Genomic DNA, 26,960 nt, shown 5'->3' on the forward strand with positions numbered 1-26,960 from the left:
AATGACAGGAGGCCGTCATGACCGGTTCGCAGGAACAGGACAACACCCCGAGCACCCAGGACGCCGCCACCACGCACGGCATCGTGGTGGGTGTGGACGGTTCCGAGCAATCCGTCTCGGCCGCCAAGTGGGCCGCCCGGGAGGCCGAGCTGCGCGGGTTGCCGCTGACCCTCGTCACCGCCTACACGATGCCTGTGTTCGCGGCCTCCGCCCTCGAGGCCGGCTACGGCGTCCCGGATGACACGATGATCCGTGACGGCGCCATGCAGGTGCTGCAGGGCGTGGTCAACCAGCTCGGCCAGCTCGAGGTGCCGCTCGTGCACCGCGTGGAGATGGGGGACGCCGCCGGTGTCCTCGTCGACTACTCCGCCAACGCCAACCTGCTGGTGGCCGGCAGTCGCGGACGCGGTGGGTTCTTCGGCCGGTTGCTCGGGTCCGTCGCCTCCGCCCTGCCCGCCCACGCCAAGTGCCCCGTGGTGATCGTCCCCAAGGGTGAGCACGCCTCCCGCGCCGCAGCCGGGGTGCCGGTCATCGTGGGTGTGGACGGCTCCGAGCAGGGCCGGATCGCGGCCCTCGCCGCCGCGCTCGAGGCCGAGGTCCGGCAGTCCCCGCTGCGCGTGGTGATCGCCATGCCGCCGATCTCCGGGGCCGTCGCCTGGCTGCCCGCCACCGTGGACGAGCAGTCCCTGGTCGGAGAGATGCGAGAGCGGCTCGAAGCCGGCATCGACTGGCTGAAGTCGGAGTTCCCCTCCCTCGAGATCACCTCGGACATCGTGGACGGTGTCCCCGTGGACGTCATGGTCAACGAGTCCAAGACGGCCCGGCTGACCGTGGTCGGCACCCGCGGCCACGGCGGCTTCACCGGTGCCCTGCTGGGCTCGACCTCCCAGGGCGTCATCTCCCACGCCCACGGGCCCGTCATGGTGGTCCCCTACCTCAAGGACAGCCGCCTGGCCCACCGCGCCAGCTTCGGACCCACCTTCTCCTGAGCCTTGCGGGCAGAGAAGAGTGCTGAACTCTGCCCGCGAAGCTCACCGAGCTCACCGAGTACGACGCCGGTCGGTCGCCTTCCCTGCGGAAGGTGACCGACCGGCGTCGTGAGCTGTGGGGGACGGGTTGACCTGACGGTCAGTAGCGTCCGGCGTACGGGTGGATGTTGTACATGCCGCCGTAGTTCAGCGCGGTCACGGAGATACCCATGGTGGGGTTGCGGGCGTGCGCGATCTTGCCGTCACCGATGTAGACGGCCACGTGGTACATGCTGGAGCCGCCGTTGGAGGACCAGAACACCAGGTCGCCGGGCTGCAGCTGGGACAGCGGGACGTACTGCTTGGCAGCCCGGTACTGATCCGTCGACGTGCGCGGCAGGTACTTGCCGGCGGCGTCGAAGGCGTCCCGGGTGAAGCCCGAGCAGTCATAGCCCTTCGGGCCGTTGCCGCCCCACGTGTAGTAGGTGCCTGCCTCGTTGGCCTTGTTGACGGCCCAGGCGGTGGCGGTCGAGGTCCACGAGCCTGACGTCGGCGCCGGGGAGGGCTTCTGGGTAGGCGTTTTGGTGGGCGCCGGCGTCTTCGTGGGCTTCGGGGCGGCCGGCGTGCTCGGCGCCGGAGTCGGGGTGGCCGTCCGGGTGGGAGTCGGCGTCGCCGTCGGGGTCTTCGTGGGGGTCGGCGAGGCAGTGGCGGTGGCGGACGGGGTCGGCGTCGCCGTGGGAGAAGGAGGCGTCGCAGAGGCGGTCGGCGTGGCTGATGCCGTGGGCGTGCTCGCCGGGGCTGCGGGGATCACGGGAACCGTGGTGGCCGGTGCGGTGCTCGCCGGATCAGTGGCAGCGGGTGCGGCGGTCGGTGCCGGAGCGTCCACCGCCGGCTCCTCGGCCAGCTGTTCCGAGGCGGCGATGGCCTCCTGGAGCGCGTTGTCCCGCTCGGACTGCTCCATGGCCTCGACCTGGCTGGTGGCCTCGGCCACGGTGAGGTCCTCGAGCTCGGCCAAGAGGGTGATGAGCTGCTGGCGGTCAGCCTCGTTCTGCTGTTCGGCCTGTTCGGCCGCCTGGGCAGCTGCCTCGAGGCGGCGCTGCTGTTCCTCGGCGGCGGCCGTGGCCTCCGCCTGGGCGGCCTGCGCGGCTTCTGCCTGGCGGGCCAGCTCCTCGGCTTCCGCGGCCTGGCGTGCTGACTCCTCGGCCACGCGGGCCTTGTCCGCGGCGACCTTCTCTGCGGTGGCCTGGCGGGCCAAGGTGTCCTCGTCGCCGAGGAGGACCTCGCCGGCGCTGGTCTGGCCGCCGCGGTACAGATCCGCGGCCACGGTGCCGGACTCGTCACGGGCGGTAGCGGCCGACTCGGTGGTCGCATCGGCGCGTTGCCGGGTGGCGTTGGCGGTCTCGTTACGGTCTGCCAAGGCCTCGTTGGCGGTGCGGACGCCCTCGTTGGCCTGCTGGGCGCGGGCCTCGGCCTGGCGCTCCCGCTCCGCGGACTGGCGGATGGAGACCTGCAGGCGATCAGCCATCGCGGTCTTGGATGAGGACTGCTCCTTGGCGGCCACCACGTCATCGAGGGCGGGGATCTCCGGGCGGTCGATGTCCGGTTCGTTGGCCTTCGTCGCCTGGTCGGCGCGCTGCAGGTTTGCCTGGACGGTGTCCGAGGAGGCGTCGAAGACGGCCGGTAGGGATACGGCGGCCAGGGCGGTGGCGGCGACGGCGGCCACGACGGCGGTCACGCCCACGGTGCGGCGGGTGTTCACGGCAGTTCCTCACTGTGGCACCCGTGCGAGTGGGTTGGCAGGTCCGGTCATCACCAGGATGAGCCGAACCACGGTGCGGGATGGTCACGTCACCGTCACGAGATCACTGCGCGATGGTCACGTGGCCTGCCAAAAGGCGCCACGGTAGTGACAATAGATGCACTATTGTCACAAAAGCAACACGAGTCCCATTGGAATCATAAACAACAGTGGTGTCATTTCCCGGGGCATCGCGGGCGTGTTGCCCTTCCGGGGTGGAACGCTTGCTCAGGGCTGTCATCCCCAGCCCAGCGCATGCAGGGTGTCGTCATCGATCCCGAAGAAGTGCGCGACCTCGTGGACCACGGTCACGGTGATCTCCTCGACGAGTTCCTCGCGGTCGCTGCACATCCGCAACAACGGACCCCGGAAGACCACGATCCGGTCCGGGAGCTGGAACGGCATCTCAGCCCGTTCGGTCAGCGGGATGCCGTCGTAGAGACCCAGCAGCTCCATCCCCGGGTCTTCCCACGGCTCCGGTTCGTACTCCTCCTCCACGAAGACCGCCACGTTGGACAGTCGTTGGGCCAGCGCGGGAGGGATGGCATCCAGGGCATCGGACACGGCCTGGTCAAAGTCTTCCTCGGACATGTCGACGCCGACGGGGTCGGGCCCGGCAGGATCGGCAGGGGTGGGGGTGGGATCGTCATTCACCCCTCCATCCTCCCTCGTGTGCGTGGACACAGTTTGCGGTGGGGGGCCTTGACGGCCTAAACTCCTATGGGTCCACTTCGGGAACCCGAAGTGTTCTGGCCCCCATCGTCTAGAGGCCTAGGACACCGCCCTTTCACGGCGGCGACACGGGTTCGAATCCCGTTGGGGGTACGCAGTACTGACACGACCAGCCTTCCGGTTGGACTGGCCACTCGTGGTCAGAAGCCCGGAATCAGTCTGGTAGAGTTAGTTCTCGCACACTGGCCCTGTAGCGCAGTTGGTTAGCGCGCCGCCCTGTCACGGCGGAGGTCGCGGGTTCAAGTCCCGTCAGGGTCGCTCGGATGTTCCGATCACCGGTTTTCCCGGCTCGGAGGATCTTGGCGATCACCGGTTTCGGCCGGAGATGCCAGGCTCTGTAGCTCAGTTGGTAGAGCGTTCGACTGAAAATCGAAAGGTCACCGGATCGACGCCGGTCGGAGCCACCAGCAAGAGAAGGCCCCCACTCAGCAGAGTGGGGGCCTTCGTCGTCCTCGACCTCTCAGCGTCGGAGGAACCAGGCGGCGGAATCGGGCATCAGCTGCCCGTCCTGCATCGCCTCGTCGTGGCTGAAGATCGCCGCGGCATACTCCTCGGGGACCTCCACCGCCGTCTGACCCATGTTGGCCATGACCAGCGCGACCTTCTCCGGGATGTGGTCACCGGAATCGAGGTCATAACCGCCCTGGCCGCCGCCCGTGGCCACGGTGAACGCCAGCACGCCGAGCTCGGGGCTGTGGAAGCGAGACCACGCGAAGGCCCCGGTGCCCAGGTCCAGCTCCCCGCGGACGCCGAGCAGCTGCCGATACAGCTCGAAGGTCGAACCGACGACGTCGACCTGCCGGTCCGCCGCGTACGTCCCGTAGGACTCCGGCTGGGGCAGCCAGGGTGCCGCGGCAGTGAGAGGTGCCGCGCCGGCGTCGTGCCCGGGGGTGGCGGGGGTGTTCGGGTTGACCGGAGACGGACCGGTATTGACGTGATGACCGACGGCGAAGCCGAACCCGGGTGCGTCGGCGCGCCAGGGCATCGGGACGCGGCAGCCGTCCCGGCCCTTCTCCGCGCCCTCGGTGCGTACGAACGTGGGGTCCTGGCGGAGGGAGTCATCCAGGGTCGTGTGCTCGGGCAGGCCGAGTTCGTCCCCCTGGTAGATGTAGGCCGATCCGGGCAACCCCAGCTCGATCATCGCCGCGGCGCGGCCGCGCTTCCAACCCAGGGCCTCGTCCGGTTGTTCGTCCTCGGCTCCGAGGCCGTTGGGGTAGCGCGTGGGGTCGGCGAGCCCGAAGCGTGAGGCGTGCCGGACCGTGTCGTGGTTGGACAGCACCCAGGTGTTCGGCGCCCCGACCTTCTCGGCCTCCTGGACAGAGACCGTGATCGCATCGGACATGCGCACTGCGTCCCACCCTGCTAGGAGGAAGGTGAAGTTGAAGGCCTGGTGCATCTCGCCCGGCCGGACGTAACGGAACAGTCGCTCCAGCGGGGACACCCAGGCCTCGGCCACGAGCACCGGATCGTGGTCATACTCCGCCAGGACGGCGTTCCACGAACGGTAGATCTCGTGGACCCCCTCCTGATCGTGATAAGGGACGGGGTGGGCATGGTCCTGCGGGTTGGACTCCCGGTGGCCGGCGACGTCCTCACCGGCATCGGCATCCCCTGCGGCGGCGAGGGGCTCGGCATCCGTGACCATGCCGGGGCGGGCATGGTGGTCCGGCAGGCCCTCGGCCTTGACGAGTCCGTGGGCCACATCCACGCGGAAGCCGTCCACGCCGCGGTCCAGCCAGAAGCGCAGGATGTCCTCGAACTCGCCCCGGACCTCGGCGTTGTCCCAGTTCAGGTCCGGTTGGGAGGAATCGAACAGGTGAAGGTACCAGTCTCCGGGCGTGCCGTCTGGATTCGTGGAGCGGGTCCAGGCCGGCCCGCCGAAGGTGGACTGCCAATTGTTCGGAGCCTCCGCGCCGTCCGCGCCGGTCCCCGGCCGGAACATGTAGCGGTCGCGGACGGCGCGCCCGGCCTCGGTGTTCGGGTCCGCGGACAGTGCCTCGACGAACCAGGGATGGGCGGAGGAGGTGTGGTTGGGCACCAGGTCCACGATCACCCGGAGTCCGGCCGCGTGAGCGGCGTCCAGCAGTCGTTCGGCATCCTCGAGACGGCCGAAGAGGGGGTCCACGTCCCGGTAGTCTGCCACGTCATAGCCGCCGTCCCGCTGCGGGGAGACGTAGAACGGCGAGAGCCAGATCGCGTCCACCCCGAGCTCTTCCAGGTAGGGCAACTGGGCGGTCACGCCGGCGAGATCGCCCATGCCGTCCCCGTCCGCGTCCGCGAAGGAACGGGGATAGACCTGGTAGATCACGGCATCAACCCACCAGGGGTTGATGGGGTGGTTGCGTGCCTCGGACGGTGGGGTGCTCAGCGGTCCCGTGGTCATGGGCCCAGCCTAGTGGTCAGGTGGATTCATGCCAGGGGTCGGGCTCAGGGGCTTTCGGCTTCGCGCTCAGCGTCAGGTTCAGGACTGGTGGTTGCGGCGGGCTTGCTTCTGTTGGCGTTTCTCTTCTTTCCACCGGGCACGGTTGGCCCTGATGATCTTGGCGCGTTCGAAGGTGTCCATGTCTGGGGTAATGCCGTGCTTCTCGTCGTGCTTGATTCCCTTTTCCTCGACTTTGTCGAGAATTCCCTCGGGGACCATGCCCTCGACATGCTCCTCACCGGCGACGCGGGCGATGTCTTTGATGGCGCGGTTGCGACGTTTGGAGGGGGGCGCTGCCTTGACGCGCTCGATCTCCTCCAGGGACCACGGGGTGGCGCCAGGGTTGTTCTGCGCGGCCCAGTTGCGGAACCAGCGGGGCGTCCAGGCCAAGGGCCACCAGATGAAGGAGAGGATCACCAGGGCCAGGGGGATGAAGACGACGTTCCACGTGGCCTCACGGGCCTCTTCCATCCGGGCGGCCTCAAAGAACACCGAGGGCAGGGCTGTCAGCAGGGTGAGGCCGATCATCAGGAGCATGAACGGCCAGGTGTTGTGCTTAGATACCTGGAACGGGAAAGGTGGCAGCAGGGCCCACGTGCGGGTGTCCCCGTTGAGGCACCGCCAGGCGATGTAGAACAACAAGGCGGCGGCCCCGCCGATCAGGACGAGCATCCCCAGATACGCCGGGGTGGTCAGGATGGTGCGCAACAGCATGCGGGGCCTTTCGATTCTGGATCCACGTGGACAGTCAGGCTATGCCCTGAGAGTAATGGGCTGCGAAACGGTCCGTGGAACGTGTCAGCGAAGCCGGGCGGGTCGGCCGTAGATGGTAGCGGCGATCAGGTCGTCCAACTGGTCGTACAGATAGACCGACGGAGTGGGCATCAGCCACGTGCGCCCGTCCTCGGACCCGAGGCGGTAGTGCCCCAAGGGGCCTCCGTTGAGGTAGGCGACCGGATCGATCTCACCCTCCGGCCCCTGGGCCGAGAGTTCCCAGGTGAACCAGTCCTGCTCCCAGAGGGCGGCCAGGACCGGATTCGCGGTCCCAGGGATCTCGGTATTGCCGGCCCAGCGCTGCTCGAAGCGTTCCGCGGGTAGGCCTGCGGGCAGCGCCGGCAGCGGCCAGGCCGGGCCCACGCCGAGCCAGGAGGCCATCTCCCGTGCCAACTCGGTGATCGGGAAGATCCGGACGTTGACGTGGTCCCGCGACGGTGCCTCGTCAGCCTGGAGTCCGACCTGGGTGTGATATCCGGTTCCTGCGGTGACCAGGGCCGTGGGGCCGTATAGCCAGGCCTGGTAGTACATCGCGCCACCCGACCCGGCGGCGCTGATCCGGAACGAGGCGTCTGGCTCATCGAGGTGCAGGCGCGCGTACTCGCCGGTGTCCGTCAGCTTGGTGCCCTGGGCCAGTCCGGCGCTCTCCAGCTCGGCCAGTTGGTCCCGGTAGGAATCGGCGTTGATCCGGCCGATCCTGAATCCCTCGGCCATCTCGTCCAAGAGGGCGATCGCCGAGGCGTGGACCCAGGCGCCGGCGTAATCGAAGGTCTGGGTCCGGCCGATGCCGCTGATGGATTCCACCGGAGCTCCCAATTCTCCGCTCGCCAGCTCGTCCAGGGCGCCCTCGGGCAACTCCGTGCGGACCGGGGCACCGGCGGTGCCGGCGTCCTCGGCCAGCACCAGCGAGGAAGCGATCTGCTCCAGCTCGGGACCGAGGGCCATCCAGTCCGGGGCCGCCGTGGTTCCCGTGGCCTGTACGGCCAGCCCGTTCTCGATGAAGAGCCAGTCCGTAGTGCGGAGGACCTCTCCGGACGCGGGGGAGACGTGGGTATACGTCACGGCCCGGCCGTCCAGTGCAGGGGTCTGCCCGGGCAGGGCGCCTCCGGGATTCCATAGGGTGATGTCGATGAAGCGGACCTCGGTCAGGGTCTGGGAAATGTTCCCCACAGCCGAGGACAGAAACTCCGCCATCGACCCGTCGTGGGCGTTGAGAGTGACCACGAGGTTGGGGGCGAAGACCCCGTCCTTACCCTTCAGGACGGACAGCAGCTCGATCTCGTCCCGGATGTCCTCGGCGCTCCAGTGCTCCGGGATGGTCATCTGTGCCCGGTCGGTACGACCGGTGATGGTGACAGTGCTCAAGGATTGGACCTTTCCGTTTCGGCTCACCAGCCGAACAACTTCTTGCCGATACTCGACGCGACGTCCTTGACGCCATCAACTGCGGCCGTGCCCGCATCACCGATCGCTTTCCCGGCGTCCCCGAATGCCTTGTCGGCTCCGCCCTGACGCCAGTCATTGATGAATTCGCCAGCGGCAGCCCCAACCTTGCCCCCAACGTAGTCGCCGACGACGCCGCCGACGAAACCTCCGACGGCCGCACCCACTCCGGGAATGGGAATCAGTGCCTGGCCCACGGCGGCACCGGCAGCACGGCCGACCACGCCGCCGACGACCTTGCCGGCGTTCTCAGCCGTGCCCTCGATGGCCGTCGAGGCGATCGCCTCGTTGCGGACCGCATCGGGAGAGCCATTCGGGTTCTCCCGCAATGCCTCGTTGTAGTTGTTGCCGTAGGACTCGTAGTAGGTGGCCCCCATGTCCAGGGCGCCGAGGACCTTCCCGCCGTTCTTGACGACCGGATTGTCCCCGACCTTTTTGAAGAAGTCGTTGGCCTTGTCGAACTTGCCCATCTGGGATCGGATCTTCTCCGGGACCAGGTAGGAGCGCTTGCCGCCGACGTTGACCTCGACCTTCCACTTGCCGTTGACCTTCTTGACCGAGTTCAGACTGAGGAACTTCCCAGCGCGGCTGTTCTTCAGCTTGTCCAGCTGGTTGAAGACCGGAGCGGGCATGGATGCCATCAGCATGCCTCTGAACCGATCGGAGGCGTGGGACATCTTGGTGATGCCGGACTCATACCAGCTGTCCATGGCCTTGACGGCATTCAGGTCCGTGAAGTTCGCGGGATCAGGAATCCTGTTCTTGAACCACCCGGGGGCATTGTTGAGCCAGGTTCCCTCCGTGTGCACGGCCTTCCAGCCGGGGACGCCGTCCTTGACGAAATCGGAGAGGGTGTTGACATCGGCACGCCATATGAACCGCATGCGGCCCTGGCCGGCGCCGCGGAAGGCCGCGCCACGCTCGGACCAGGTGGCGGCGAGCTCATAGGATTTCTGGATGAGCTTGATGTTCGCCGTGACGTTCGCAGGTTGGTCCTTGACCACCGACGGCGTGGCCGCCTCGATGGCCGAGACACAGGTGTCGATGTAGCCCTCGTACTCCTCTTGGGCCTGGATGAGGTCCGTCTCGAGGACGGCGCGGCGGGTCTCGGTCCTCGTGGTCGGCAGCCACTCGCCGTCCTCGATGGCCACGGACTTCTGCGACGCGGTGTACTCGGTGGCGGGGAGCGCGTTGTACTCGTCCACCCGCTCCTTGAGCCTCTGGTGCGTGGAGGCGAACCCGACGATCGAGTCGCCATACGCGTCCATGGCGGACTTGATGTCATCGATGCCGTCCACGACGGCAGCGCCGAGAGGCTCCACCATGTCTCGCAGGGCTGTGAGGGTGGTCGCCATGTCCGGTTCGGGGATCTGGAAATTCTCGGGCAGGGTGCCCCACGTGGTGTTGGTCTCGACATAGGCATCGTCCATCGTGGTCCCGTGTGTGGTGTACTCCTTGGCTGCCGCCTTAACGGCCTCGCCGTCCGGCAGCGGGTCCGGAAGGAAGGACGTGAACATGATGCCGGCATGAGTGGGTCCTAGGGCCGTGGTCACCAGGAAGTCTCCTCTTTGCCTTGGTCGCCAGTGGAGTCGGTGGCGCTGTAATCCGGGACGTTGTCGTACTTGGTGGCCTCGTAGACCATGTCCTCGACAGCCGTGGCCTTCGCATCGTCCGCCATGGAGGAGTCCGCGTTGTCATAGATGTTGATGACGTTGTCCGTCGTGGAGAAGATGCTGTCCGCGGTGCTGATCATGGTCACCACGAAGGGACGCTGGAAGTTCGTATAGGAGTCCTTCAGCGCCTTGGTGATCTTGTCCTCGTCCGCCGCCGACGCCACGGCATCGCCGGTGGCCTCGAGCTTGTTCTCCATGCCGTCGAGGTCCTGGAAGCGGCCGCGTGCCGACTCTACGATCGCGCGCGCGGGATCCGCGCTGATCTCGTAGTCACTGAATCCCACTGCGAAGTCCTCCCCTGTGGTGGTGGCCCGGGCCGCGGTCGGCCTCGATTCTCCCGCCCACCATTACACCGCGTTCACAAGTCCGGTGCGATGGGGAGAACTCCCCATGTGAACCGCCGGTCAGCGCGCCATGGCTCAGCTTGCGCGCCCCAGCTGCCGCACCGGCAGCCAGCGGCGCACCATCCGGTGGTTCGCGATCACGGCGGCCTCGGTCTCGCCGTCCTCCAGGGCCTCGATCGCGGTGCGGACATCGAAGGGGGAGTCGTCCGGCCACACGAGCCGGGCCAGCCCGCCGTAGTCCAGCTCCACGCGGGAGTCTGGGTGGAAGGACTCCAGCCAGGACACCAGGATGGTCAAGTCGTTCAGCAGGTCCATGTCCGGGGCGTGCAGGGAGAGCACGACGGCGGCGTGCCGGCCCCGCTCCAGGGCCAGTTCCAGCGGCACGGTGCGGCGCACGGACTCGGGGGAGTCCGGGTCCCCGATCACGGTCACCTCGTCGTCCTCGTGGACCAGGGCGAACCATCCGGCGGGCACGCCCCACACCGCGGTGCGGGTGTGGACCTGGTGCAGGGCCTCGGAGTCCTCGAACTCCAGGTGCTCCGCCAGCCGCTCGATGTTGGCCTGCCGGGCCGCTTCTGGGACGAGCAGGGTGAAGATCTGCGGGCGCATCGAGTCAGCCAGCTGCTCGGCCGCCAGTTCGCTCCGCAGGGCCATTTCGTCCGGGCAGAAGTACTCGGAGACCGGGGCCTCGCCGTCTGCCACGGGGACCCGCAGCACGCGGACCAGATCGCGACCGTGCGGGAACGGGTCGGTGACGTCGCGCAGCAGCCGGCGTTGTGCCCGGAGGGCGGCCTCCTGCTCGGCAGCCGCGCGCGTGCGGCGGCTGGCGCGCTGGTACTCGGCCTGGACGGCGTCGGGAAAGGCCGCGAGGGGCTGGTAGACGCGCAGCTCGGACTGGTACTCCATGATGTTCCGGCTCAGGGGCCGAGGTCCACCACCACGGGGGCGTGGTCCGAGGCGCCCTTGCCCTTGCGCTCCTCACGGTCGATCCAGGCGTCCGTGACGGAGCCGGCGAGAGCCGGTGAGGCCAGGACGAAGTCGATGCGCATGCCCTCCTTCTTGGGGAAGCGCAACTGCGTGTAGTCCCAGTAGGTGTAGACCCCGGGGCCCGGGTGGCGCGGGCGGACGACGTCCTGGAACCCGGCCTTCTCGAAGGCGTGGAAGGCGGCACGCTCCGGTGCGGACACGTGGGTCAGGCCCTGGTCCCGGAAGAACTGGATGTCCCAGACATCCTCGTCCTGCGGGGCGATGTTCCAGTCGCCGGTCAGGGCCAGGCGCAGGTTCGGGTCGGCGGCGAGATCCGCGGCTGCCTGCTCTTTGAGCACGTGGAGCCACTGCAGTTTGTAGGGCATGTGCTCGTCATCGAGGGCTCGGCCGTTGGGGACGTAGAGGGACCACAGTCGCACCGCGTCCGCCCCGGTGCCCACGGTCGCGGCGATGGCCCGGGCTTCCTGGACGGGGTCCAGGCCGCCCTTGCCGAAGGCGGGCTGGCCCGCGAAGGTCCGTTCGACGTCTGTCAGGCCCACGCGGGAGGCGATGGCCACACCGTTCCACTGGGAGAAGCCGAAGTGGGCCACCTCGTAGTCCATGCGCTCGAAGAGCTCCCAGGGGAAGTTCTCGTCCTTGCACTTGGTCTCCTGGATGGCCAGGACATCCACGTCGGTGCGTTCGAGCCAGGACTCGACGCGGTCGGCTCGGGCACGGAGGGAGTTCACATTCCAGGTCGCGATCTTCACTTGGCCAGCCTAACGAACCGGAGGCCGGAGATTTTCAGTCGAGTTCGGGTGGGTGTTCGCGTCGAACACCCACCCGAACTCGACTGAAAGCGGGGGTGGACAGGGTGAGGGCAGGTTGCTAGGTTAGTTACACAAGTAATGAACCAACGGACCGGGCCGATCGAGCCTCCCGGCTCTGACCCCCAGGAATGGAGCGCCGCATGGAGATGGACGCCACGCAGCCGATCTTCCGCCAACTGGCGCTCCGGATCGAGCAGGGGATCGTGGACGGAACCTACCCGGAGGAAACGCAGGTGCCCTCCACCACCGAGTTCTCCGCGTTCCTCCGGATCAATCCGGCCACCGCCAACAAGGGGATCAACCTGCTGGTGGACACGGGGATCCTCTACAAGAAACGGGGCATCGGCATGTTCGTGGTGCCCGGTGCCCGGCAGAAGCTGCTGAGCTCCCGCCGCGAGGCCTTCACCCGGCAGTACATCCACCCGTTGCTCACCGAGGCGGCCCGGTTGGAGATCACCCCGGAGGACCTGTCCGAGATGATCCGCAGTACCGCCGCCGATCTCACGACCACCGCAGACACCACCCGATCATCCCTGTAGGGGGAATCATGCACGTCACTCCCAACACCGTTCCCGAGACCGCTCCCGGCGGCATCAACCACACCGCACGCGACGCCCCATCCGGCACCTCGTCCGGCACTGCGGCCGCCGCGCCCTTCGGGGCCGAGCCCGCTTCCGGCAGCAGCACCGGCACCGGCCATGCCGCCGGCGCCCTGAGCCACGAGGCCAGGCCGCTGCCGGCCGGGCGGCCGATCAACCCCGAGGCGGTGATCAGCGTGCGCGGGCTGCGGAAGTCCTTCGGCCGCAAGGAGATTCTGCACGGCCTCGACTTCGACATCCCCGCCAACTCCATCTGCGGCCTGCTCGGACGCAACGGCGCCGGCAAGACCACCGCCCTGTCCATCCTCTCCGGACAGGACCGGGCCACCCAGGGGGACGTCTCGGTGATGGGCCGAGAACCCTTCGAGGACATCGAGACGGCCTCCCACCTGTGCTTCGCCCGGGAGAACCAGAAGTACCCGGAGTCCTTCAAGGCCGGGCACGTGCTGAAGTCCGCCCCCTGGTTCTTCGAGAGCTGGGACCAGGACTTCGCCGAACGGCTGGTGAGGATGTTCCGGCTCCCGGTGGAGACCAAGATCCAGAAGCTCTCCCGCGGGCAGCTGTCCTCGGTGGCGATCGTCGTCGGCCTCGCCTCCCGAGCCCCGTTGACGTTCTTCGACGAGCCCTACCTCGGCCTGGACGCCACGGCCCGCCAGTTGTTCTACGACGTGATGTTGCAGGACTACCTGGAGTACCCCCGCACCATCGTGATGTCCACCCACCTCATCGATGAGGCTGCGGACCTGCTGGAGAAGGTCCTGGTGATCGACGACGGCCGGATCCTCATGGACGCCGACGCGGACTCGGCGCGCAGCGCCGCCTTCTCCCTCTCCGGCCCGGCGGCCGCCGTCGGGCAGCTCACGGAGGGCAGGAGCGTCCTGCACTCCCGCCGGATCGGCGGCCTGTCCTCCGTCACCCTGGCCGGGCAGCCCGACGCCGGCCTGGCCGCCGCCGCGGCCGAGCAACACCTGGAGATCGGTCCAGTCGGGCTCCAGGACCTGGTGGCCGCGATCGGCTCGAGGCCCACCGACACCGTGGGCGAGACCGCCGGAACCCCGAAGGAGTCACGATGAGCACCGCAACCCTGACCCAGGCCGGAACCGCACCGGCCGCCACCGCCCACCGCGGGATGAACCCCGTCCTGCGGATCGTCCGACTGCACTTCGTGGACCGCCTGCAGATGGTCTGGGTGCCGATCATCATGCTGGCCTCCGTGGCCGCCGTGTGCGTGGTCATCTTCCTGCTGCTGGTGGCCCTGACACCTGCCACGGGCGAAGAGATCGCCGAAGGCTTCCGCTACAACCAGGCGGCGCTGTGGTCCTGGCCGGGCTTCATCGTGACGATCGGCGTCTACGCCTACGCCCGGACGATGCCCTTCGCCATCGGCATGATGGGATCCACCCGCCGGCACTACTGGGCCGGGACCGCCCTGTGGATCGTGGTGCAGTCCGCCTACCTGTCCGCCCTGATGGGGGCGTTCCTGCTGCTGGAGCAGGCCACCGGCCACTGGTTCACGGGAGCGCGGATGTTCGACGTCTATGCACTCGGTGACGGTGACCTGGGGGCCACCCTGCTCATCAGCTTCGCGATCACCCTGGCGTGCCTCTCGGTCGGGGCCGGACTGGCCGCCGTCTACCTGAGGTGGGGCCAGTACGGGGTGATGGCCGGGATCGCCGGACTGCTGGTGGTCATCCTCGGGGCGCTGGCCCTGGTGCTGGGCACCGGGATCGACTTCATGACGTTCTTCTCGACGAACCTCATCGCCAAGATCTCCGGCCTGCTGATCGTGATCGCCGCCCTCGCCAACGGGATGTCCTGGCTGGTCATGCGCAAGGTGCCCGTGGGACGTTAGGTCAGTATGAGGCCCGGGCGAACGTCAGCCACGCCACCAGCCGTCCAGGATGGTCACCGGAGTGGTGCGCTTGTGCCGGGAGCGCAGGTAGATCGATTCCAACTTCTGAGCGGCCTCGTCCGGGATGGTCCTGCCCTCCAGGTAGTCGTCGATCGTGTCATAGTCCAGGCCGAGCTCGGCCTCGTCGGTCTGGCCCGGCTTGCCGTCCAGCAGGTCCGCCGTGGGCACCTTGGCCCACAGCCTCTCAGCCGCGCCGAGGTGCTGGAGCAGCTCACGGTTCTGGCGCTTGTTCAAGCCGAACAGCGGCAGCACGTCCGCGCCGCCGTCTCCGTACTTGGTGAAGAATCCGGTCACGGACTCGGCAGCCTGGTCCGTGCCGATCACCAGGAGGCCACGGCCCCCGGCGATCGCATACTGGGCGACCATGCGCACACGCGCCTTGACGTTGCCCTTGTTGAAGTCGGAGATCGGTTCACCGATGGCGGCGGCGAACTCGGACTCGAACCCGTCCACGGCGGCGGCGATGTCATAGGTGACCTCGCGGTCAGCGCCGATGAAATCCAGGGCGGCCCGGGCGTCGTCCTCGTCGTGCTGCACGTTGTAGGGCAGGCGGACCGCGACGAATTCGGCCTGCTCGCCTTCGGCGCGGAGCCCCTCGACGGCCAGCTGCGCCAAACGGCCAGCCAGGGTGGAGTCCAGGCCTCCGGAGATGCCGAGGACGAATCCCTGGGCTCCGGTGGTCCGGAGATAGTCCTGGAGGAAGGCCACGCGTCTGGCCGCCTCGACGGCCGGATCGATCTCGGGGCTGACGCCCATCTCGGCGATGATCTCTCGCTGCAGTTCACGCATGAGTCCAGCCTAGGCGCCTGGATGTTTCAGGCGTGTTCCCAGCCGAGGTTCCTGGCCATGGTCTTCAGCGCCTGGACGACCATCTGGTACTCGCTGTCATCGAACCCCTCGGTGATCTCCGCTCGCAGCTCCTCCACCACGGCGGCCACGCGCTCGCCGGACGTGCGCCCCGTGCTGGTCAGGGTGTACATCCCGCCCTCGGCCACCAGCCAGCCGGACTCGACGAGCTCGTCCAGGTGCTCTTCCACCGTCCGCGGCCCCTCCTCGGTGGTGGCCGCGGCGGGCGCCAGTGACTGGCTGAGTTCCTCGGTGGTCTGGGGCCGGGCCGTCAGGGTGTTCATCAACTGCCACTGCGCGCGCGTGAGCCCGTGTTCGGCAAGGGACTCGTTGACGCGCGTGGTCAGCAGGGTGTCCACCAGGTTGATCCAGTAGCTGAGCATCTGTTCGGTGGGGTTGCCCGACGGGGCGTCCCGGTCAATGGGGTCACTCATGGCACCACCCTAGGAGTGCGCTGCCGGAGAATCCAGAGTCGGGGAATCTAGGATGGAGTCCATGACGACTCAGACTCAGGACCGTGCCCGACTGCTGGAACTCATCAAGGAGCTGGCCGTGGTGCGCGGAAGGGTCACCCTCTCCTCCGGCAAGGAGGCCGACTACTACATCGACCTGCGCCGCATCACCCTCCACCACGAGGCCGCCCCGCTGGTGGGCCGGGTCATGCTGGACCTGCTGGACGAGGCCGGCGTCGAGGCCCAGGCCGTCGGCGGCCTGACCATGGGCGCGGATCCGGTCGGCACCGCCATGCTGCACGAGGCCGGCCGCCAGGGCCGGGCCCTGGACGCCTTCGTGGTCCGCAAGGCGCAGAAGTCCTACGGCATGGGCCGTCAGGTGGAGGGACCGTCCGTGGAAGGGCGCCCCGTCGTCGTCCTCGAGGACACCTCCACCACCGGCGGATCGGCGTTGACCGCCGTCGAGGGAGTCCGCCAGGCCGGCGGCCAGGTGCAGGCTGTTGCCGTGATCGTGGACCGGGACACCGGCGCCGCCGAACGCATCGAGGAGGAGGCCGGCGTGAAGTACCTCTATGCCTTCGGCAAGGACGAACTCGGCCTCGACTGACCCCGGTTGCGAGCACAACACGCGTCGACCGCACCGGCGAGTTTCGACGTCGGGCGTGCTCATGACCCGGGATGTCGGGTCGTGGCGGGGGCCGGCGGGCTACAGCCAGTCGTTCTTGCGGAACAGGACGAACAACGTCAGCGCCACCGCCAGCATCAGCCCCAGGGCGAACGGGTAGCCCCACACCCAGTGCAGTTCGGGCATGAGGTCGAAGTTCATGCCGTAGATCGAGCCCACCAGCTGCGGGGCGAAGATGATGGCCGCCCAGGATGAGATGCGCTTGACCTGCTCGTTCTGCGCCACGGACACCTCGGCAAGCTTCTTCGAGGTCAAGGTGGAGTCCAGTTCCAGGGCATGCTCGAGCATCGTGCGCATGGAGGCGACCCGGTCGTTGAGCAGCACGGTGTGATCGTGCACGTCGCGCAGCTTGCGGACCACCTCGACCTTGTCCGGATGGGCACCCTGGTCCCCGCTGAGGGCCTCGATCATGGTCTCCAGCATGTGCGGCAGGGACCGGATGGCCCGCTGGAAGCCCACTACCTCGCGGGAGAGCTCGTAGATGCGGCGGGTCACGTTGCCGTCCCCGGCGAAGATCTCGTCCTCGATCTCGGCGATGTCGTTCTCCAGGCCCTCGGCCACGGGGAAGTAGTCGTCCACCACGGAGTCGAGGATCCCGTGCACCACGGCGGATGTTCCGGCGGAGAGCAGTTCCGGCCGTTGCTCCTCCAGGTGGCGCCGGACCCGGGAGAGGTCCGGGACCTCCGAATGGCGGACCGTGACCACGAAGTCGCTGCCGACGAACACGTTGAGCTCACCGAACTCCACCGTCTCCGTCTCGTCCAGGTACCGGGCGGGGATGAGCACGAAGAACCGGTCATCGTCATAGCGCTCGAGCTTGGCCCGCTGCCCGCCGACCAGGGCGTCCTCCACGGCCAGCTCGTGCAGGTTGAGCTCGTGCGCCACCTCCTGCAACTCGGCCTCATCCGGCCGGTACAGCCCTACCCACGCCATCCCGCCGAGCCGTTTGCACTGCTCGAAGGTCTCCTGCAGCGAGGTGGGCGCCAGGATGCGCTGGCCGTCCTTGTAGATGGCGTTGTCGACGATGGTCACGGGTCCATTGTGCGCCGTGGACAGCGGCTACCGTGGTGTCCATGAGCGAAACCGGTGTGTTCAAGCCCGCAGAGTCCGTTGTGACCGCCCCCCTGGCCGCCCTCGGGCTCGTCGGCGGCTACCTCACCGCCCGCGAGACCGGCGTCCGCGCCCTCGGCGGCGTGGTCCTGGCCGCGGCCGGTGCCTACGCGGGCCGCACGTGGGCCGCCAAGGGCGGTGCCGCCACCACCGTCGCGCTGTCGGCGCTGTACATCGGCGGTTTCGGCGCCTCCCACCCGCTCGCCAAGAAGATCGGCCCGTGGCCGGCCGTCCTGACCGTGGCGGGGGCCTCGGCGTTCGCCTCCTGGGCGCTCGTCGACCGCCTCAAGTGACGCCCGACGCCGGCCCTGGCACCCCGGGCGCCGGGGTGCGGGACGCACCGGAGAACGGTGGCGCCGACGTCGGGCCCGGGATTGATGCCGCACCCGAGCGTGAGGTGGGGGTGGGCCCCTGGGAGGGTGATTGGCCCACGGGGGAGCAGTGGGACCCTGAACTCCTGCGTGAGGGCGACCGGCGCAACGTGGCAGACCACTACCGGTACTGGGCGCTCGAGGCGATCGTGGCGGACCTGGACACCAAGCGGCACACGTTCCACGTGGCGATCGAGAACTGGCAGCACGACCTGAACATCGGCACCGTGGTGCGCACCGCCAATGCCTTCAATGCCGCTGGCGTGCACATCATCGGCCGGCGCCGCTGGAACCGCCGCGGGGCCATGGTCACGGACCGCTATCTGCACGTGCACCACCACCCCACCGTGGAGGACTTCACGGCCTGGGCGGCGGCCGAAGGGCTGGCCGTGATCGGCATCGACATCTTCCCGGACTCCGTGCCCTTGGAAACGTATGACCTGCCCGAGCGGTGCGTGCTGGTGTTCGGCCAGGAGGGGCCCGGGCTGTCAGAGGAGGTGCACGCTGCGGCCGAGGCCACGCTGTCCATCGCGCAATACGGATCCACCCGGTCGATCAACGCCGGGGTGGCCGCCGGAATCGCCATGCACGCCTGGATCCGGCGTCATGCTGTCCTCTCGTGACGAGAGCCGCCGGTCAGGGCACGCATCGCCATGGGCCTCAGAGCCGCCAGCAGGAGTCGACGGGCGACCAGCCGGCGAACCGGGCCTGCAGGAACGCGGTCATCCGCGGGATCCCGCCGACGTAGCCGCCGATGTGGGTCGGCAGGCCAGTGGTGTCCAGTGACACGGTGGCCCCCTCATCGCACCAACGCCCCGCCAGGCCCCGGCCGGTGGAGTAGGGGATGACGTCATCCAGGACTGAATGCGAGATGACGACCGGGATCTCCGGGGAACGGTCATCGCCGATCCGCTGTTCGGAGATGACCGTCTCCAGGGTGGCGTCACTGCGGATCAGATCCTTGAGGTGCTGGCCGGCGAGGGTGAGGTCGCTCGAATCCAGGAAGGGGTGCTCGAGGAGCCCGTCCACGGTGCAGTTCTCGGAGGCCTCGTCCAGGACCTCCAGGCCGTCCTCGTTGAGGTAGGCGGCGGGGTCGATCCCGGCCGCGGCGAACTGGCCGCCCATGGCGAACTGCAGGAACTCGGAGTATAGGGAGCCGTCGATGAGATCCCCCACGGCGAAGAGGTCGGCCGGGACGGCGCCCGCATACGCACCCTTCAGGTTCAGCTCCGGGGCGTAGCCGGGTGCGAGCTCTGCGGCGGAGGCGGTGGCCCCACCGCCTTGGGAGTACCCGGCGAGGGCCGCCGGCGTCTCGGCGGTGACGCCGGAATCCGGCAGTTGGGCGGCGGCGCGCAGGGAATCGAGCACCGCGTGACCCTGTGATTCGCGGACCATGTAGGTGTGTTGTCCCTCGGTGCCCAGGCCCTCGTAGTCGGTGGCCACCACGGTGTAGCCCTGGGAGAGCAGGGAGGAGACGACCAGGCCCTCGTACTCCTGGCCCGTGGACAGGGCACGGGAGGGAGCGCATCGGTCCGCCAGGCCCTGAGTGCCCACGCCATAGCCGATCACCGGGCGCTCGCCCTTGCCCTTCCACGCCGCATGGGGGACCAATATTGTGCCGCTGACGGGGACAACTTCCCCGGAGGCGTTGGTGGATGAGTAGAGGATCCTGGTGGCGGTGGCCGGATGCCTGATGAGCTTGACCGGGTCCAGATAGAAGTCCATGGCTTCCGAGCGGATCAGGGTACCGGGGCTGTCCGGCAGGGTGGCCGGAGTCGCGTAGAAGTCGGTGTCCGTGGTCTCGGCCAGTTCCTCCATGGCCTCGGCGCGGTCCTGGACCTCGGCGTCCGCCACGTCCTCGACGGCGGCCTCCTGGGACTCGGAGAGGGTCTCGGCCGGCGCGGCGGAGGCCGAGAGTGCCGAGGCGAACAGGCTGGCCGTCAGTCCGAGGGCCACGGCGGGCAGAGCCACGCCGCGATGCAGCGGCCTGGACCGTGAGCTGGGCCGCGAGTGGGCCAGGGGGCGTCTGCCCGTTTGGGTCATTCCGGTCTCCTTGAGATGCGGGTGAGGGCCCATCACCAGAAGTTACTGGTGAGTAGTAAGTGACGTAGCTCACAGTATGCGCTGCGAGGCTTCCCGTAAAGCCCCTCGCGGGCTGGTCCGCCCGAACCACCGATCCACCCGCCCACCAAGCGGCTGCGCGCGGATGGCTAGGATGGACCGTGGATAGGGCCGAATGACGTTGCCCGCTGCCACCCGACGCCCCGACCGCCAAGGAGCCGCAATGCCCATCGCTACCCCGGACAAATACGCCGAGATGATCGACTCCGCCAAGAACGGCGGCTACGCCTATCCGGCCATCAACGTCACGAGCTCCCAGACGCTCAACGCCGCGATCCGGGGCTTCGCGGAGGCCGGTTCAGACGGCATCATCCAGGCCTCCACGGGCGGCGCGGCCTACTTCTCCGGCTCCTCCGTGAAGGACATGGTGACCGGCTCGCTGGCCATGGTGGCCTTCGCCCGCGAGGTGGCCAAGAACTACGGCGTCAACATCGCGCTGCACACGGACCACTGCCCGAAGGACAAGCTGGACGGCTTCGTCATGCCGCTGCTGGACGCCTCCGAAGCTGAGGTCAAAGCCGGCCGTGACCCGTTCTTCAACTCCCACATGTGGGACGGCTCAGCCGAGACCCTTGAGGAGAACCTGCGCATCGGCCGCGAGCTGCTGGCCCGCACCCACGCCAACCGGCAGATCCTCGAGGTGGAGATCGGCGTGGTCGGCGGCGAGGAGGATGGCGTGGCCCATGAGATCAATGACAAGCTCTACACCTCCGTGGCGGACGGCCTGGCCACCATTGAGGCTCTCGGTGCCGGGGAGAACGGCCGCTACATCACGGCCCTGACCTTCGGCAACGTCCACGGCGTGTACAAGCCGGGCAACGTCAAGCTGCGCCCGGAGATCCTGGACGAGATCCAGCGCGAGGTCGGTGCCAGCATCGGCCAGGACCGCCCCTTCGATCTGGTCTTCCACGGCGGTTCCGGCTCCTCAGCCCAGGAGATCTCGGACGCGGTGTCCTACGGCGTCATCAAGATGAACGTGGACACGGACACCCAGTACGCCTTCACCCGCCCCGTGGTGACGCACATGTTCCAGAACTACGACGGCGTCCTGAAGGTCGACGGCGAGGTCGGCAACAAGAAGCTCTACGACCCGCGCACCTGGGGTGCCAAGGCCGAGGAGGCCATGGCCACCCGCGTGGGGCAGGCCTGCCAGGAACTCGGCTCTGCGGGTCAGTCCATCGGATAACCCATCACGACGCCGGCCGGGCGCGTTCCGCAGTGAGCGCCCCGGACGCCGTCCTCGAGAAGGAGAAACCCATGCCCTGGTTCGCATGGATCGCCATCATCGCCATCCTCGTCTGGGGCGGCATCATGGTGTTCAGCATGGTGACCGGCAAGGCCATTCCGGGCTCGGACAGCGAGTCTGACCCGAAGGAGCTTGAGCGACTCAAGAAGCGCATCGAGGCTCTGGAGTCGGGGCAGGTCAGGCCCGAGGTTGAGCGTCGCATCGACCGCCTCGAAGCCCGCGTGGAGAAGCGCGAGGTGCGGGACAACGAGCATGACGCGTGGGAGCGCAAGGCCAAGGAGCTGGGCCTCGGGGACGAGTGACCTCGCCTGGCGGGCTCAGGCCGTCGAGCAGGCGAACAGCTGAGCAGATGAGGTTGGCCCGCTCGGTGGACCCGGTCAGCGCAGGGAGCGCCGCACGGCGGAACTGATCAGGTCGGCCAGGGCCGAGAGCACCACCAGAGCCAGGATGGTCCCGGTCATGCCGCCGTAGTCGAAGGCGACCCGCTGATCCTCCAGGAGCCGGCCCAGGCCCCCTGCACCGACGACGCCGACCACGACCGTCTCCCGCATCGCCACCTCCCAGCGGTACAGCCCATAGGACAGGAATCTGCCCCCGGCCTGAGGGACGATCCCGTAGGTGAAGGCGCTGAGCGGCGGGGCGCCGGCCGCGATGAGGTGGTCATGGGAGCGCCGGTCGAGGTTCTCCACCACCTCGGCGCACAACCGGCCCAGGATCCCGAAGTTGTAGGCGGCCAATGCCAGCGCCCCGGGCAACGGCCCCGGCAGGAACAGGAACAGGGCCAGCAAGGCCCAGACCGGCGGCGGTAGGGACCGGGTGAACAACAGCAGCCAACGGGCCGCCGTCCCGGCTGCCCGTCGAACGGGGCTGACACCGGCGCCCCGGCCGCGGGCCGCCACGAAGGCCACGCCCACAGCCGCCACGCCGGCGATCGACCCGGCCACGAGGGACATCTGCAGCGTCTCGAGTGAGTCCTCGAGCAACCGGGACCACCCGCCGTCGGGCAGGGCCGGCGGCAGCAGGTCATCCACCAGGCCGGCGAACAGGCCGGCGGTCCGGGCTGAGAATACCCGGGACAGGTCTGGTCCCAGGTGCACGAGCGCGGTGATCGCGAGGACCGCCGTGATCAGCACCGTCCCGCCGGTGCGCCAACGCCGCCCGCCAGCACGCCGGAGGCCGGAACCCCACCGGTCCACCACGGCCCCCAGCAGCACCATGGTGTAGATCAGCGTCCAGACCTCACTGTGACGAGATCCGGAGAAGCTCAGGACCAGTTCGAAGCCGAGGCCGCCGGCACCCACCATGCCGAGGATCACGGCGGAGCGGACGGCGCACTCGAACCGGTAGAAGGCATACGAGGCCAGGTCCGGCAGGGCGATCGGTGCCACGGCATAGAGCAGCGCGGGCCCACGCCGGGCGCCGGATGCCCGCAGCGCCTCGAAGGGGCCGCGGGCGGACTCGTCGATGATCTCGGCGTAGACCTTGGCCGTGATAGCCCCGAACGGGATCGCGATCGCCAGCACCCCCACCAGCGGGTCCCGGCCCAGCACGCTGAGCAGCAGCAGGGCCCAGACGGCCTCGTGAATGCCCCGCGGCAGCGCCAGGCTGAGCCGGGTGACCAGCCAACCGGCCCGGCGGGCTGTGCGGCTGGCCCGTGATCGGCCGCGGGCCGGCGAGCCGGCCGCCCACCAGGTCTCCGAGATGAGCACCCCGACCACCAGGCCCCCGGCCACGGCCAGCAGCGTCCCCAAGATCGCGAAGGAGAGCGTCGTCAGGGTCGCCTCGGCGATGCGGGCCAGGAAGTCCGCCGAGAGGTCCGGCGTGAGGGCCGCGGCGAAGAACTCGGCGAACATCGGCCAGCCCCGAGTGTTGACCAGGGGGCCGTCCTCGGCCAGCCAGCTGCCCACGGACCATACGAGGACGAGCGCCCAGACGGTCGCCCAGGTCCGTCCTCTGCCGAGCCGTGGCCACCGGGCGGGCCGGTCGGGTCGCCGGCTGGATCGCTGACCTGACTGCTGGCCAGAGTGCGGACCGGACTGCCAGCTGGGATGCCGGCCGGGCCCCTCCAGCCGGGTCAGGGCCGTCAGGCCGCTGGGGCTCACCGGTCGGGTTCCAGCTCGTAGAGGCGCTCCCGGGCCTGCGCATCCACCTCGGCGGCGGGGAGATCGAGGACGACGCGGCCCTGGCGCAGGCCCACCACGCGGTCGCAGTGGCGCACGGCGAGGTCGAAGTCGTGCAGGCTCACCAGCAGGGTCCGGCCGGGCCGGTCATGGCTCAGTACTCCGCAGAGCAGGCCCATCACCTCGTCGGCGCGGGCCGGGTCCAGGCTGGAGACCGGTTCGTCGGCGAGGACGAGATCTGGGTCCTGCACCAGGACTCGGGCCAGTGCCACGCGCTGCTGCTCCCCGCCGGAGAGCCGGTCGGTGCGCTGGTGCAGGTGGCCGGCGATGCCCACCCGGTCCAGGGCCTCGCGGGCCTCGTCCACGTGCAGTGGGCGGACCAGGGAGCGCAGGGCCCGCCACCGGCCCCAGCTGCCCAGGTGGCCGGCGTTGACGTTGTGCACCACCCGCAGGGGCCCCACGAGGTTGAGGTGCTGGTGCACGGAGCCGATCCTGCTCCGCAACGCCCTCAACCCCCGGGAGGAGGCCCGGGCAGGGTCCGTGCCCAGGACCTGGACCTGGCCGGAGGTGGGGGTGACGGTCCCGTTGCACAGGCCCAGCAGGGTGGACTTGCCCGCGCCGCTGGGCCCCACCAGGGCCACCCGTTCGCCGGGCTGGATCCGGAGGGTGATCCCGTCCAGAGCAGATCGGTCCTCGTGGCCCCGATAGGACACCGTGAGGTCCTGCAGGGACACGGCGGGGGCAGGCTCCGCCTTCGGGTCAGTCATGCGTCATCGGATTAGGCCGAGCGTGCGGCCGATCTCCTCGATCCGCTCATGGTCGGAGGCTTCCGAGGGGATGATCGCCTCCGCCCCGTAGGCCTCGAGGAGCGCCGCCTCCTCCGGGTCGGAGCCGTCGAGGTCGAGCAGGGCCTGCCGGAGATCTGCGGTGAAGCCGTCGCCGAGCTGCTCGTCCACGGCGGGCGAGCCGATCCAGTGGTAGTCGGCATACTCCGGGGTCATGAAGATCTCCTGCACCGTCTCCGTGTCCACCGTTCCGGCCTCGGTCCGGGACCGCCACACCTGTTCGTTGAGGGCCCCGACCTCGTAGCTGCCGGACTCCACCAGGTCGATGGTCAGGTCGTGGGAGCCGGAGAATCCGGGTTCGCCGTCGAGGTCCGCCGCCGGGTCCACCCCGGCCTGATCCAGGAAGTAGGACGGCATGAGGCGCCCGGACGTGGAGGACTCGCTACCGAAGGTGAACCGCGTGTCCGTCAGCTCCGCCAAGCCGGCCACGTCCTCGACCGGTTCCAGGCCGGCGTCGCGATGGGCGATGAAGACGCTGCGGAAGCGCTCGTCGATGTCCCGCTGGGCCAGGACGGTCGCCCCCTCGGTGCGCAACCGTGCCTGGACGCCGGTCAGACCCCCGTAGAAGACCAGGTCGAGGTCCCCGGTGCCGAACAGGCTGACGGAGGCGGCGTAGTCACTGACGGGGACGTACTCCACCTCCACGCCCAGCTCCTCCGCGAGGTAGACGGCCATGGCCTCCTCGCGCTCGGCGAGGTCGGAGGGGTCCATGTCCGGGATGGCGCTGATGCGCAGTGGGCCCGCTTCCTGCTCCTCGGCGGCCGCGGCCCCGCCCGCGCCGGGGGAGTCGGAGGGTGCACCGCCGCAACCGGAAGCCGTCAGTGCCACGGCGAGGCCGAGGCCCACGACTGACCAGGGGAGATGGCGGTGGGGGGTGCGCATGGTGGCATCCTAGCCAACTGGCCTCGCCGGTGGTGACCCGAGCCACGGCCTAGGCGGGGTTCCACGGGTAGGGTCGGAGGTGTCCCGTCCTTCTCCGGCGTGGGCCACCGCGCCACTACCGGTGCCGCCCGCCCCCGGAGCCCCCCGAAACAAGGAGCACCATGTCCTCTGACGCGTCGATCGTCGGCAAGAACCTCATGCAGCCCGCGCCCACGCAGCTTCCGGAGGAGCCGGAGGTCCTGGCGCGGATCGAGGCGGGCGACTTGCCGGAGGACATCGCCACCCGGTTCCCCAAGTCCTCCCTCGCCTGGGCCCTGATGGCCGAGGACGCCTGGGCCGAGGGGCGCACCATCGATGCCTACGCCTTTGCCCGAGTGGGGTACCACCGTGGCTTGGATTCCTTGCGGGGTGCGGGCTGGCGGGGTGCCGGCCCGGTGCCCTACTCCCACGAGCCGAATCGCGGTTTCCTCCGTTCGCTCTACATGCTCGGTCAGGCCGCCGCCGCCATCGGGGAGGGCGAAGAGGTCCATCGCATCGAGGCCTTCCTGGTGGACGCCGATCCCACGGCCACAGAGCAGATCGCCCGGGGCTGAGCCATGATGCCGAACCCCGCCGTCGGCGCAGGAGGCAGCGACGCCCCCGCAGGGGCTGACACCGTCCTCGTGGGCACCTTCAACACCCCGGGTGGCGATACCCCCGCCCTGGCCAACGCCGGCGGGCTCGTGCGTACCACCGGCTGGCCGGAGCACGCGAATGCGGTGGCTGGAGGTGGGCCGGACGCCCCCTCGTGGCTGGTCCGCGGCCGTGCGGGCACGGTCTCGGAGGACAGACTGTATGCCGCCCTGCACCTGCCCGAGGGGGAGATCGCCGTCCTGTCCCCGTCCCCCGGCAACGACGTCGGCTGGTTGACGTCCCAGCGCGTGCCCACCGGTGGCGCGAATACCTGCCATGCGGACCTCAACCCTTCCGGCACCTGGCTGGCCGCGGCCTCCTACGATTCCGGCACCCTGACGGTGGCCCCCGTCCTCGAGGGCGGTCTGCTTGGCCAGCCGGTGGCGGTCCAGGCCCCGGACGGGTCCGGACCGGTGGCATCCCGCCAGGAGGCCCCGCACCTGCACTTCGTGCTGTTCCTGGACGATGACCGCTTGCTCGTCACGGACCTGGGCGCCGACCGCATCCTCGAGTACTCCCTCCAGGACATCGTCCGGAACGGGGTGGGGACCGCTCCCGGGGACACTGCGGGTGTGGACGTGACCGACTGCCCGCCATCCTGGGTACACCTCCTGCCTGCCGGCACCGGTCCCCGCCATCTCGCGTTGTTGCCCCAGTTGCCGGATGCCGGCATCGACGGACAACAGCTGGCTGTGGTGGGCGAACTGGACTCGCGGCTACACGTACTGGACCTGGAAGCCACTGCCGAGGGATTCCGCGAGGTCGCCATCGTCCCGACCCACGGTCAGGACCAGGATCCCGGATCCGCCCAGGACAACCTGCCCTCGCACCTGGTGGTCTCCCCGGACGGAGCGCTGATCTACGTGGCCAACCGTGGCCGCGACACCATCGGCGTGATCCGCCGTGCCGGGACCCCCGAACTCCTCACCGAGGTGCCGTGCGGCGGGAACTGGCCCCGCCACATAGCGCTCGGCCATCCCGGTGGGGCACCCACGCTGCTGGTCGCGCTGGAACGGGACGACGCCGTCGTCGGGCTCCCGCTCGATGCCGACGGCATCCCCGAGATCGCGCAAACCCGGATCACCGTGCGGCGACCTGGGTTCGTGCTGCCCGCTTCCTGAGTTCCAGGAATGTCTCTGGGTGACCCAC

The 26,960-nt window shown here is 68.9% G+C and carries 27 protein-coding genes and 3 tRNA genes; 14 read left to right on the forward strand and 16 right to left on the reverse strand.

Going from position 1 to position 26,960, the window contains the following annotated elements; translation table 11 throughout:
* Positions 1–17 precede the first annotated feature (17 nt).
* Positions 18–989, forward strand: coding sequence for a universal stress protein (locus C8E99_RS12415; protein ID WP_115932548.1), 972 nt, complete (start codon positions 18–20; stop codon positions 987–989).
* A 139-nt stretch (positions 990–1,128) separates the two neighbouring features.
* On the opposite strand, the gene C8E99_RS12420 is transcribed toward C8E99_RS12415, so the two are convergent.
* Positions 1,129–2,727 (reverse strand): C40 family peptidase, encoded by a 1,599-nt coding sequence (locus C8E99_RS12420; RefSeq protein WP_115932549.1) that lies wholly within the window; start codon positions 2,725–2,727, stop codon positions 1,129–1,131.
* Between the two features lie 276 nt (positions 2,728–3,003).
* Positions 3,004–3,357 (reverse strand): metallopeptidase family protein, encoded by a 354-nt coding sequence (locus C8E99_RS12425; protein WP_115933465.1) that lies wholly within the window; start codon positions 3,355–3,357, stop codon positions 3,004–3,006.
* Between the two features lie 161 nt (positions 3,358–3,518).
* On the opposite strand from C8E99_RS12425, the gene C8E99_RS12430 reads away from it, so the two are divergent.
* From C8E99_RS12430 to C8E99_RS12440, 3 genes are all read left to right on the forward strand, one after another.
* A tRNA-Glu gene (locus C8E99_RS12430) sits at positions 3,519–3,591 on the forward strand.
* A gap of 91 nt (positions 3,592–3,682) precedes the next feature.
* Positions 3,683–3,756 (forward strand) — tRNA-Asp (locus C8E99_RS12435).
* 73 nt (positions 3,757–3,829) lie between these two features.
* Positions 3,830–3,905: transfer RNA gene (locus C8E99_RS12440), tRNA-Phe, on the forward strand.
* Between the two features lie 53 nt (positions 3,906–3,958).
* On the opposite strand, the gene C8E99_RS12445 is transcribed toward C8E99_RS12440, so the two are convergent.
* The 7 genes from C8E99_RS12445 to C8E99_RS12475 form a co-directional block, all read right to left on the reverse strand.
* The gene (locus tag C8E99_RS12445) at positions 3,959–5,881 is read right to left on the reverse strand and encodes a glycoside hydrolase family 13 protein (RefSeq protein WP_115932550.1); all 1,923 of its coding nucleotides are present in this window, start codon (positions 5,879–5,881) and stop codon (positions 3,959–3,961) included.
* Positions 5,882–5,959: 78 nt separating this feature from the next.
* Complete coding sequence (locus tag C8E99_RS12450) at positions 5,960–6,634, reverse strand: hypothetical protein (RefSeq protein ID WP_115932551.1); 675 nt, start codon at positions 6,632–6,634, stop codon at positions 5,960–5,962.
* Between the two features lie 84 nt (positions 6,635–6,718).
* Positions 6,719–8,059, reverse strand: a complete 1,341-nt coding sequence (locus tag C8E99_RS12455; protein ID WP_115932552.1) for a hypothetical protein — start codon at positions 8,057–8,059, stop codon at positions 6,719–6,721.
* Between the two features lie 23 nt (positions 8,060–8,082).
* On the reverse strand, positions 8,083–9,690 hold the full coding sequence (locus C8E99_RS12460; protein ID WP_115932553.1) for a hypothetical protein: 1,608 nt from the start codon (positions 9,688–9,690) through the stop codon (positions 8,083–8,085).
* Positions 9,687–10,094 (reverse strand): hypothetical protein, encoded by a 408-nt coding sequence (locus C8E99_RS12465; protein ID WP_115932554.1) that lies wholly within the window; start codon positions 10,092–10,094, stop codon positions 9,687–9,689. Before C8E99_RS12465 ends, C8E99_RS12460 begins: the two co-directional genes overlap by 4 nt.
* Positions 10,095–10,229: 135 nt before the next feature.
* Positions 10,230–11,060 (reverse strand): DUF8083 family protein, encoded by an 831-nt coding sequence (locus C8E99_RS12470; protein ID WP_115932555.1) that lies wholly within the window; start codon positions 11,058–11,060, stop codon positions 10,230–10,232.
* Positions 11,061–11,071: 11 nt separating this feature from the next.
* Positions 11,072–11,890, reverse strand: a complete 819-nt coding sequence (locus C8E99_RS12475) for an exodeoxyribonuclease III (protein WP_115932556.1) — start codon at positions 11,888–11,890, stop codon at positions 11,072–11,074.
* A 206-nt stretch (positions 11,891–12,096) separates the two neighbouring features.
* On the opposite strand from C8E99_RS12475, the gene C8E99_RS12480 reads away from it, so the two are divergent.
* Genes C8E99_RS12480 through C8E99_RS12490 form a run of 3 tightly spaced genes read left to right on the forward strand, consistent with a single transcriptional unit; the run spans position 12,097 to position 14,401 of the window.
* Positions 12,097–12,489, forward strand: coding sequence for a GntR family transcriptional regulator (locus tag C8E99_RS12480; RefSeq protein WP_115933466.1), 393 nt, complete (start codon positions 12,097–12,099; stop codon positions 12,487–12,489).
* A gap of 8 nt (positions 12,490–12,497) precedes the next feature.
* Positions 12,498–13,622 carry an ATP-binding cassette domain-containing protein gene (locus C8E99_RS12485; RefSeq protein WP_245952320.1) on the forward strand — a complete coding sequence of 375 codons (1,125 nt, stop codon included), beginning with the start codon at positions 12,498–12,500 and terminating at the stop codon, positions 13,620–13,622.
* Positions 13,619–14,401 carry a hypothetical protein gene (locus C8E99_RS12490; RefSeq protein ID WP_115932557.1) on the forward strand — a complete coding sequence of 261 codons (783 nt, stop codon included), beginning with the start codon at positions 13,619–13,621 and terminating at the stop codon, positions 14,399–14,401. The genes C8E99_RS12485 and C8E99_RS12490 overlap by 4 nt, the downstream gene beginning before the upstream one ends.
* A gap of 24 nt (positions 14,402–14,425) precedes the next feature.
* On the opposite strand, the gene nadE is transcribed toward C8E99_RS12490, so the two are convergent.
* Entirely contained in the window at positions 14,426–15,250 is an 825-nt protein-coding gene (nadE, locus tag C8E99_RS12495) for an ammonia-dependent NAD(+) synthetase (RefSeq protein WP_115932558.1), read from the reverse strand.
* Between the two features lie 26 nt (positions 15,251–15,276).
* The gene (locus C8E99_RS12500) at positions 15,277–15,741 is read right to left on the reverse strand and encodes a MarR family winged helix-turn-helix transcriptional regulator (protein ID WP_115932559.1); all 465 of its coding nucleotides are present in this window, start codon (positions 15,739–15,741) and stop codon (positions 15,277–15,279) included.
* 52 nt (positions 15,742–15,793) lie between these two features.
* Here C8E99_RS12500 and pyrE point away from each other — a divergent pair, with 52 nt between their 5' ends.
* Positions 15,794–16,366: an orotate phosphoribosyltransferase gene (gene pyrE / locus C8E99_RS12505; protein WP_115932560.1), complete on the forward strand. Its 573-nt coding sequence runs from the start codon at positions 15,794–15,796 to the stop codon at positions 16,364–16,366.
* Between the two features lie 99 nt (positions 16,367–16,465).
* Here pyrE and C8E99_RS12510 read toward each other — a convergent pair whose 3' ends face one another.
* Positions 16,466–17,476 carry a magnesium and cobalt transport protein CorA gene (locus C8E99_RS12510; protein ID WP_170144599.1) on the reverse strand — a complete coding sequence of 337 codons (1,011 nt, stop codon included), beginning with the start codon at positions 17,474–17,476 and terminating at the stop codon, positions 16,466–16,468.
* 41 nt (positions 17,477–17,517) lie between these two features.
* On the opposite strand from C8E99_RS12510, the gene C8E99_RS12515 reads away from it, so the two are divergent.
* Positions 17,518–17,847: a hypothetical protein gene (locus C8E99_RS12515; protein ID WP_115933469.1), complete on the forward strand. Its 330-nt coding sequence runs from the start codon at positions 17,518–17,520 to the stop codon at positions 17,845–17,847.
* Positions 17,848–17,882: 35 nt separating this feature from the next.
* On the forward strand, positions 17,883–18,548 hold the full coding sequence (locus tag C8E99_RS12520) for a TrmH family RNA methyltransferase (RefSeq protein ID WP_115933470.1): 666 nt from the start codon (positions 17,883–17,885) through the stop codon (positions 18,546–18,548).
* 37 nt (positions 18,549–18,585) lie between these two features.
* Here the strand turns inward: C8E99_RS12520 and C8E99_RS12525 are convergent, their stop codons facing one another.
* Positions 18,586–19,896 carry a lipase family protein gene (locus C8E99_RS12525; protein WP_170144600.1) on the reverse strand — a complete coding sequence of 437 codons (1,311 nt, stop codon included), beginning with the start codon at positions 19,894–19,896 and terminating at the stop codon, positions 18,586–18,588.
* A gap of 313 nt (positions 19,897–20,209) precedes the next feature.
* Between C8E99_RS12525 and fbaA the strand changes: the two genes are divergently transcribed.
* Entirely contained in the window at positions 20,210–21,232 is a 1,023-nt protein-coding gene (gene fbaA / locus C8E99_RS12530) for a class II fructose-bisphosphate aldolase (RefSeq protein WP_115932561.1), read from the forward strand.
* 71 nt (positions 21,233–21,303) lie between these two features.
* Positions 21,304–21,594, forward strand: a complete 291-nt coding sequence (locus C8E99_RS12535) for a hypothetical protein (protein ID WP_115932562.1) — start codon at positions 21,304–21,306, stop codon at positions 21,592–21,594.
* 75 nt (positions 21,595–21,669) lie between these two features.
* Here the strand turns inward: C8E99_RS12535 and C8E99_RS12540 are convergent, their stop codons facing one another.
* Genes C8E99_RS12540 through C8E99_RS12550 form a run of 3 tightly spaced genes read right to left on the reverse strand, consistent with a single transcriptional unit; the run spans position 21,670 to position 25,139 of the window.
* Entirely contained in the window at positions 21,670–23,394 is a 1,725-nt protein-coding gene (locus C8E99_RS12540) for a PhnE/PtxC family ABC transporter permease (RefSeq protein ID WP_147301235.1), read from the reverse strand.
* Complete coding sequence (locus C8E99_RS12545; RefSeq protein ID WP_115932564.1) at positions 23,391–24,179, reverse strand: phosphonate ABC transporter ATP-binding protein; 789 nt, start codon at positions 24,177–24,179, stop codon at positions 23,391–23,393. Before C8E99_RS12545 ends, C8E99_RS12540 begins: the two co-directional genes overlap by 4 nt.
* A gap of 3 nt (positions 24,180–24,182) precedes the next feature.
* On the reverse strand, positions 24,183–25,139 hold the full coding sequence (locus C8E99_RS12550) for a putative selenate ABC transporter substrate-binding protein (protein ID WP_115932565.1): 957 nt from the start codon (positions 25,137–25,139) through the stop codon (positions 24,183–24,185).
* Positions 25,140–25,300: 161 nt separating this feature from the next.
* On the opposite strand from C8E99_RS12550, the gene C8E99_RS12555 reads away from it, so the two are divergent.
* A complete protein-coding gene (locus C8E99_RS12555) occupies positions 25,301–25,732 on the forward strand; it encodes a DUF3151 domain-containing protein (protein ID WP_115932566.1) in 432 nt (143 codons plus the stop codon).
* 3 nt (positions 25,733–25,735) lie between these two features.
* Positions 25,736–26,932: a lactonase family protein gene (locus tag C8E99_RS12560; RefSeq protein WP_115932567.1), complete on the forward strand. Its 1,197-nt coding sequence runs from the start codon at positions 25,736–25,738 to the stop codon at positions 26,930–26,932.
* Positions 26,933–26,960: the final 28 nt, after the last annotated feature.

It is taken from the genome of Citricoccus muralis (genome assembly GCF_003386075.1).
GTDB classification, from domain to species: domain Bacteria; phylum Actinomycetota; class Actinomycetes; order Actinomycetales; family Micrococcaceae; genus Citricoccus; species Citricoccus muralis.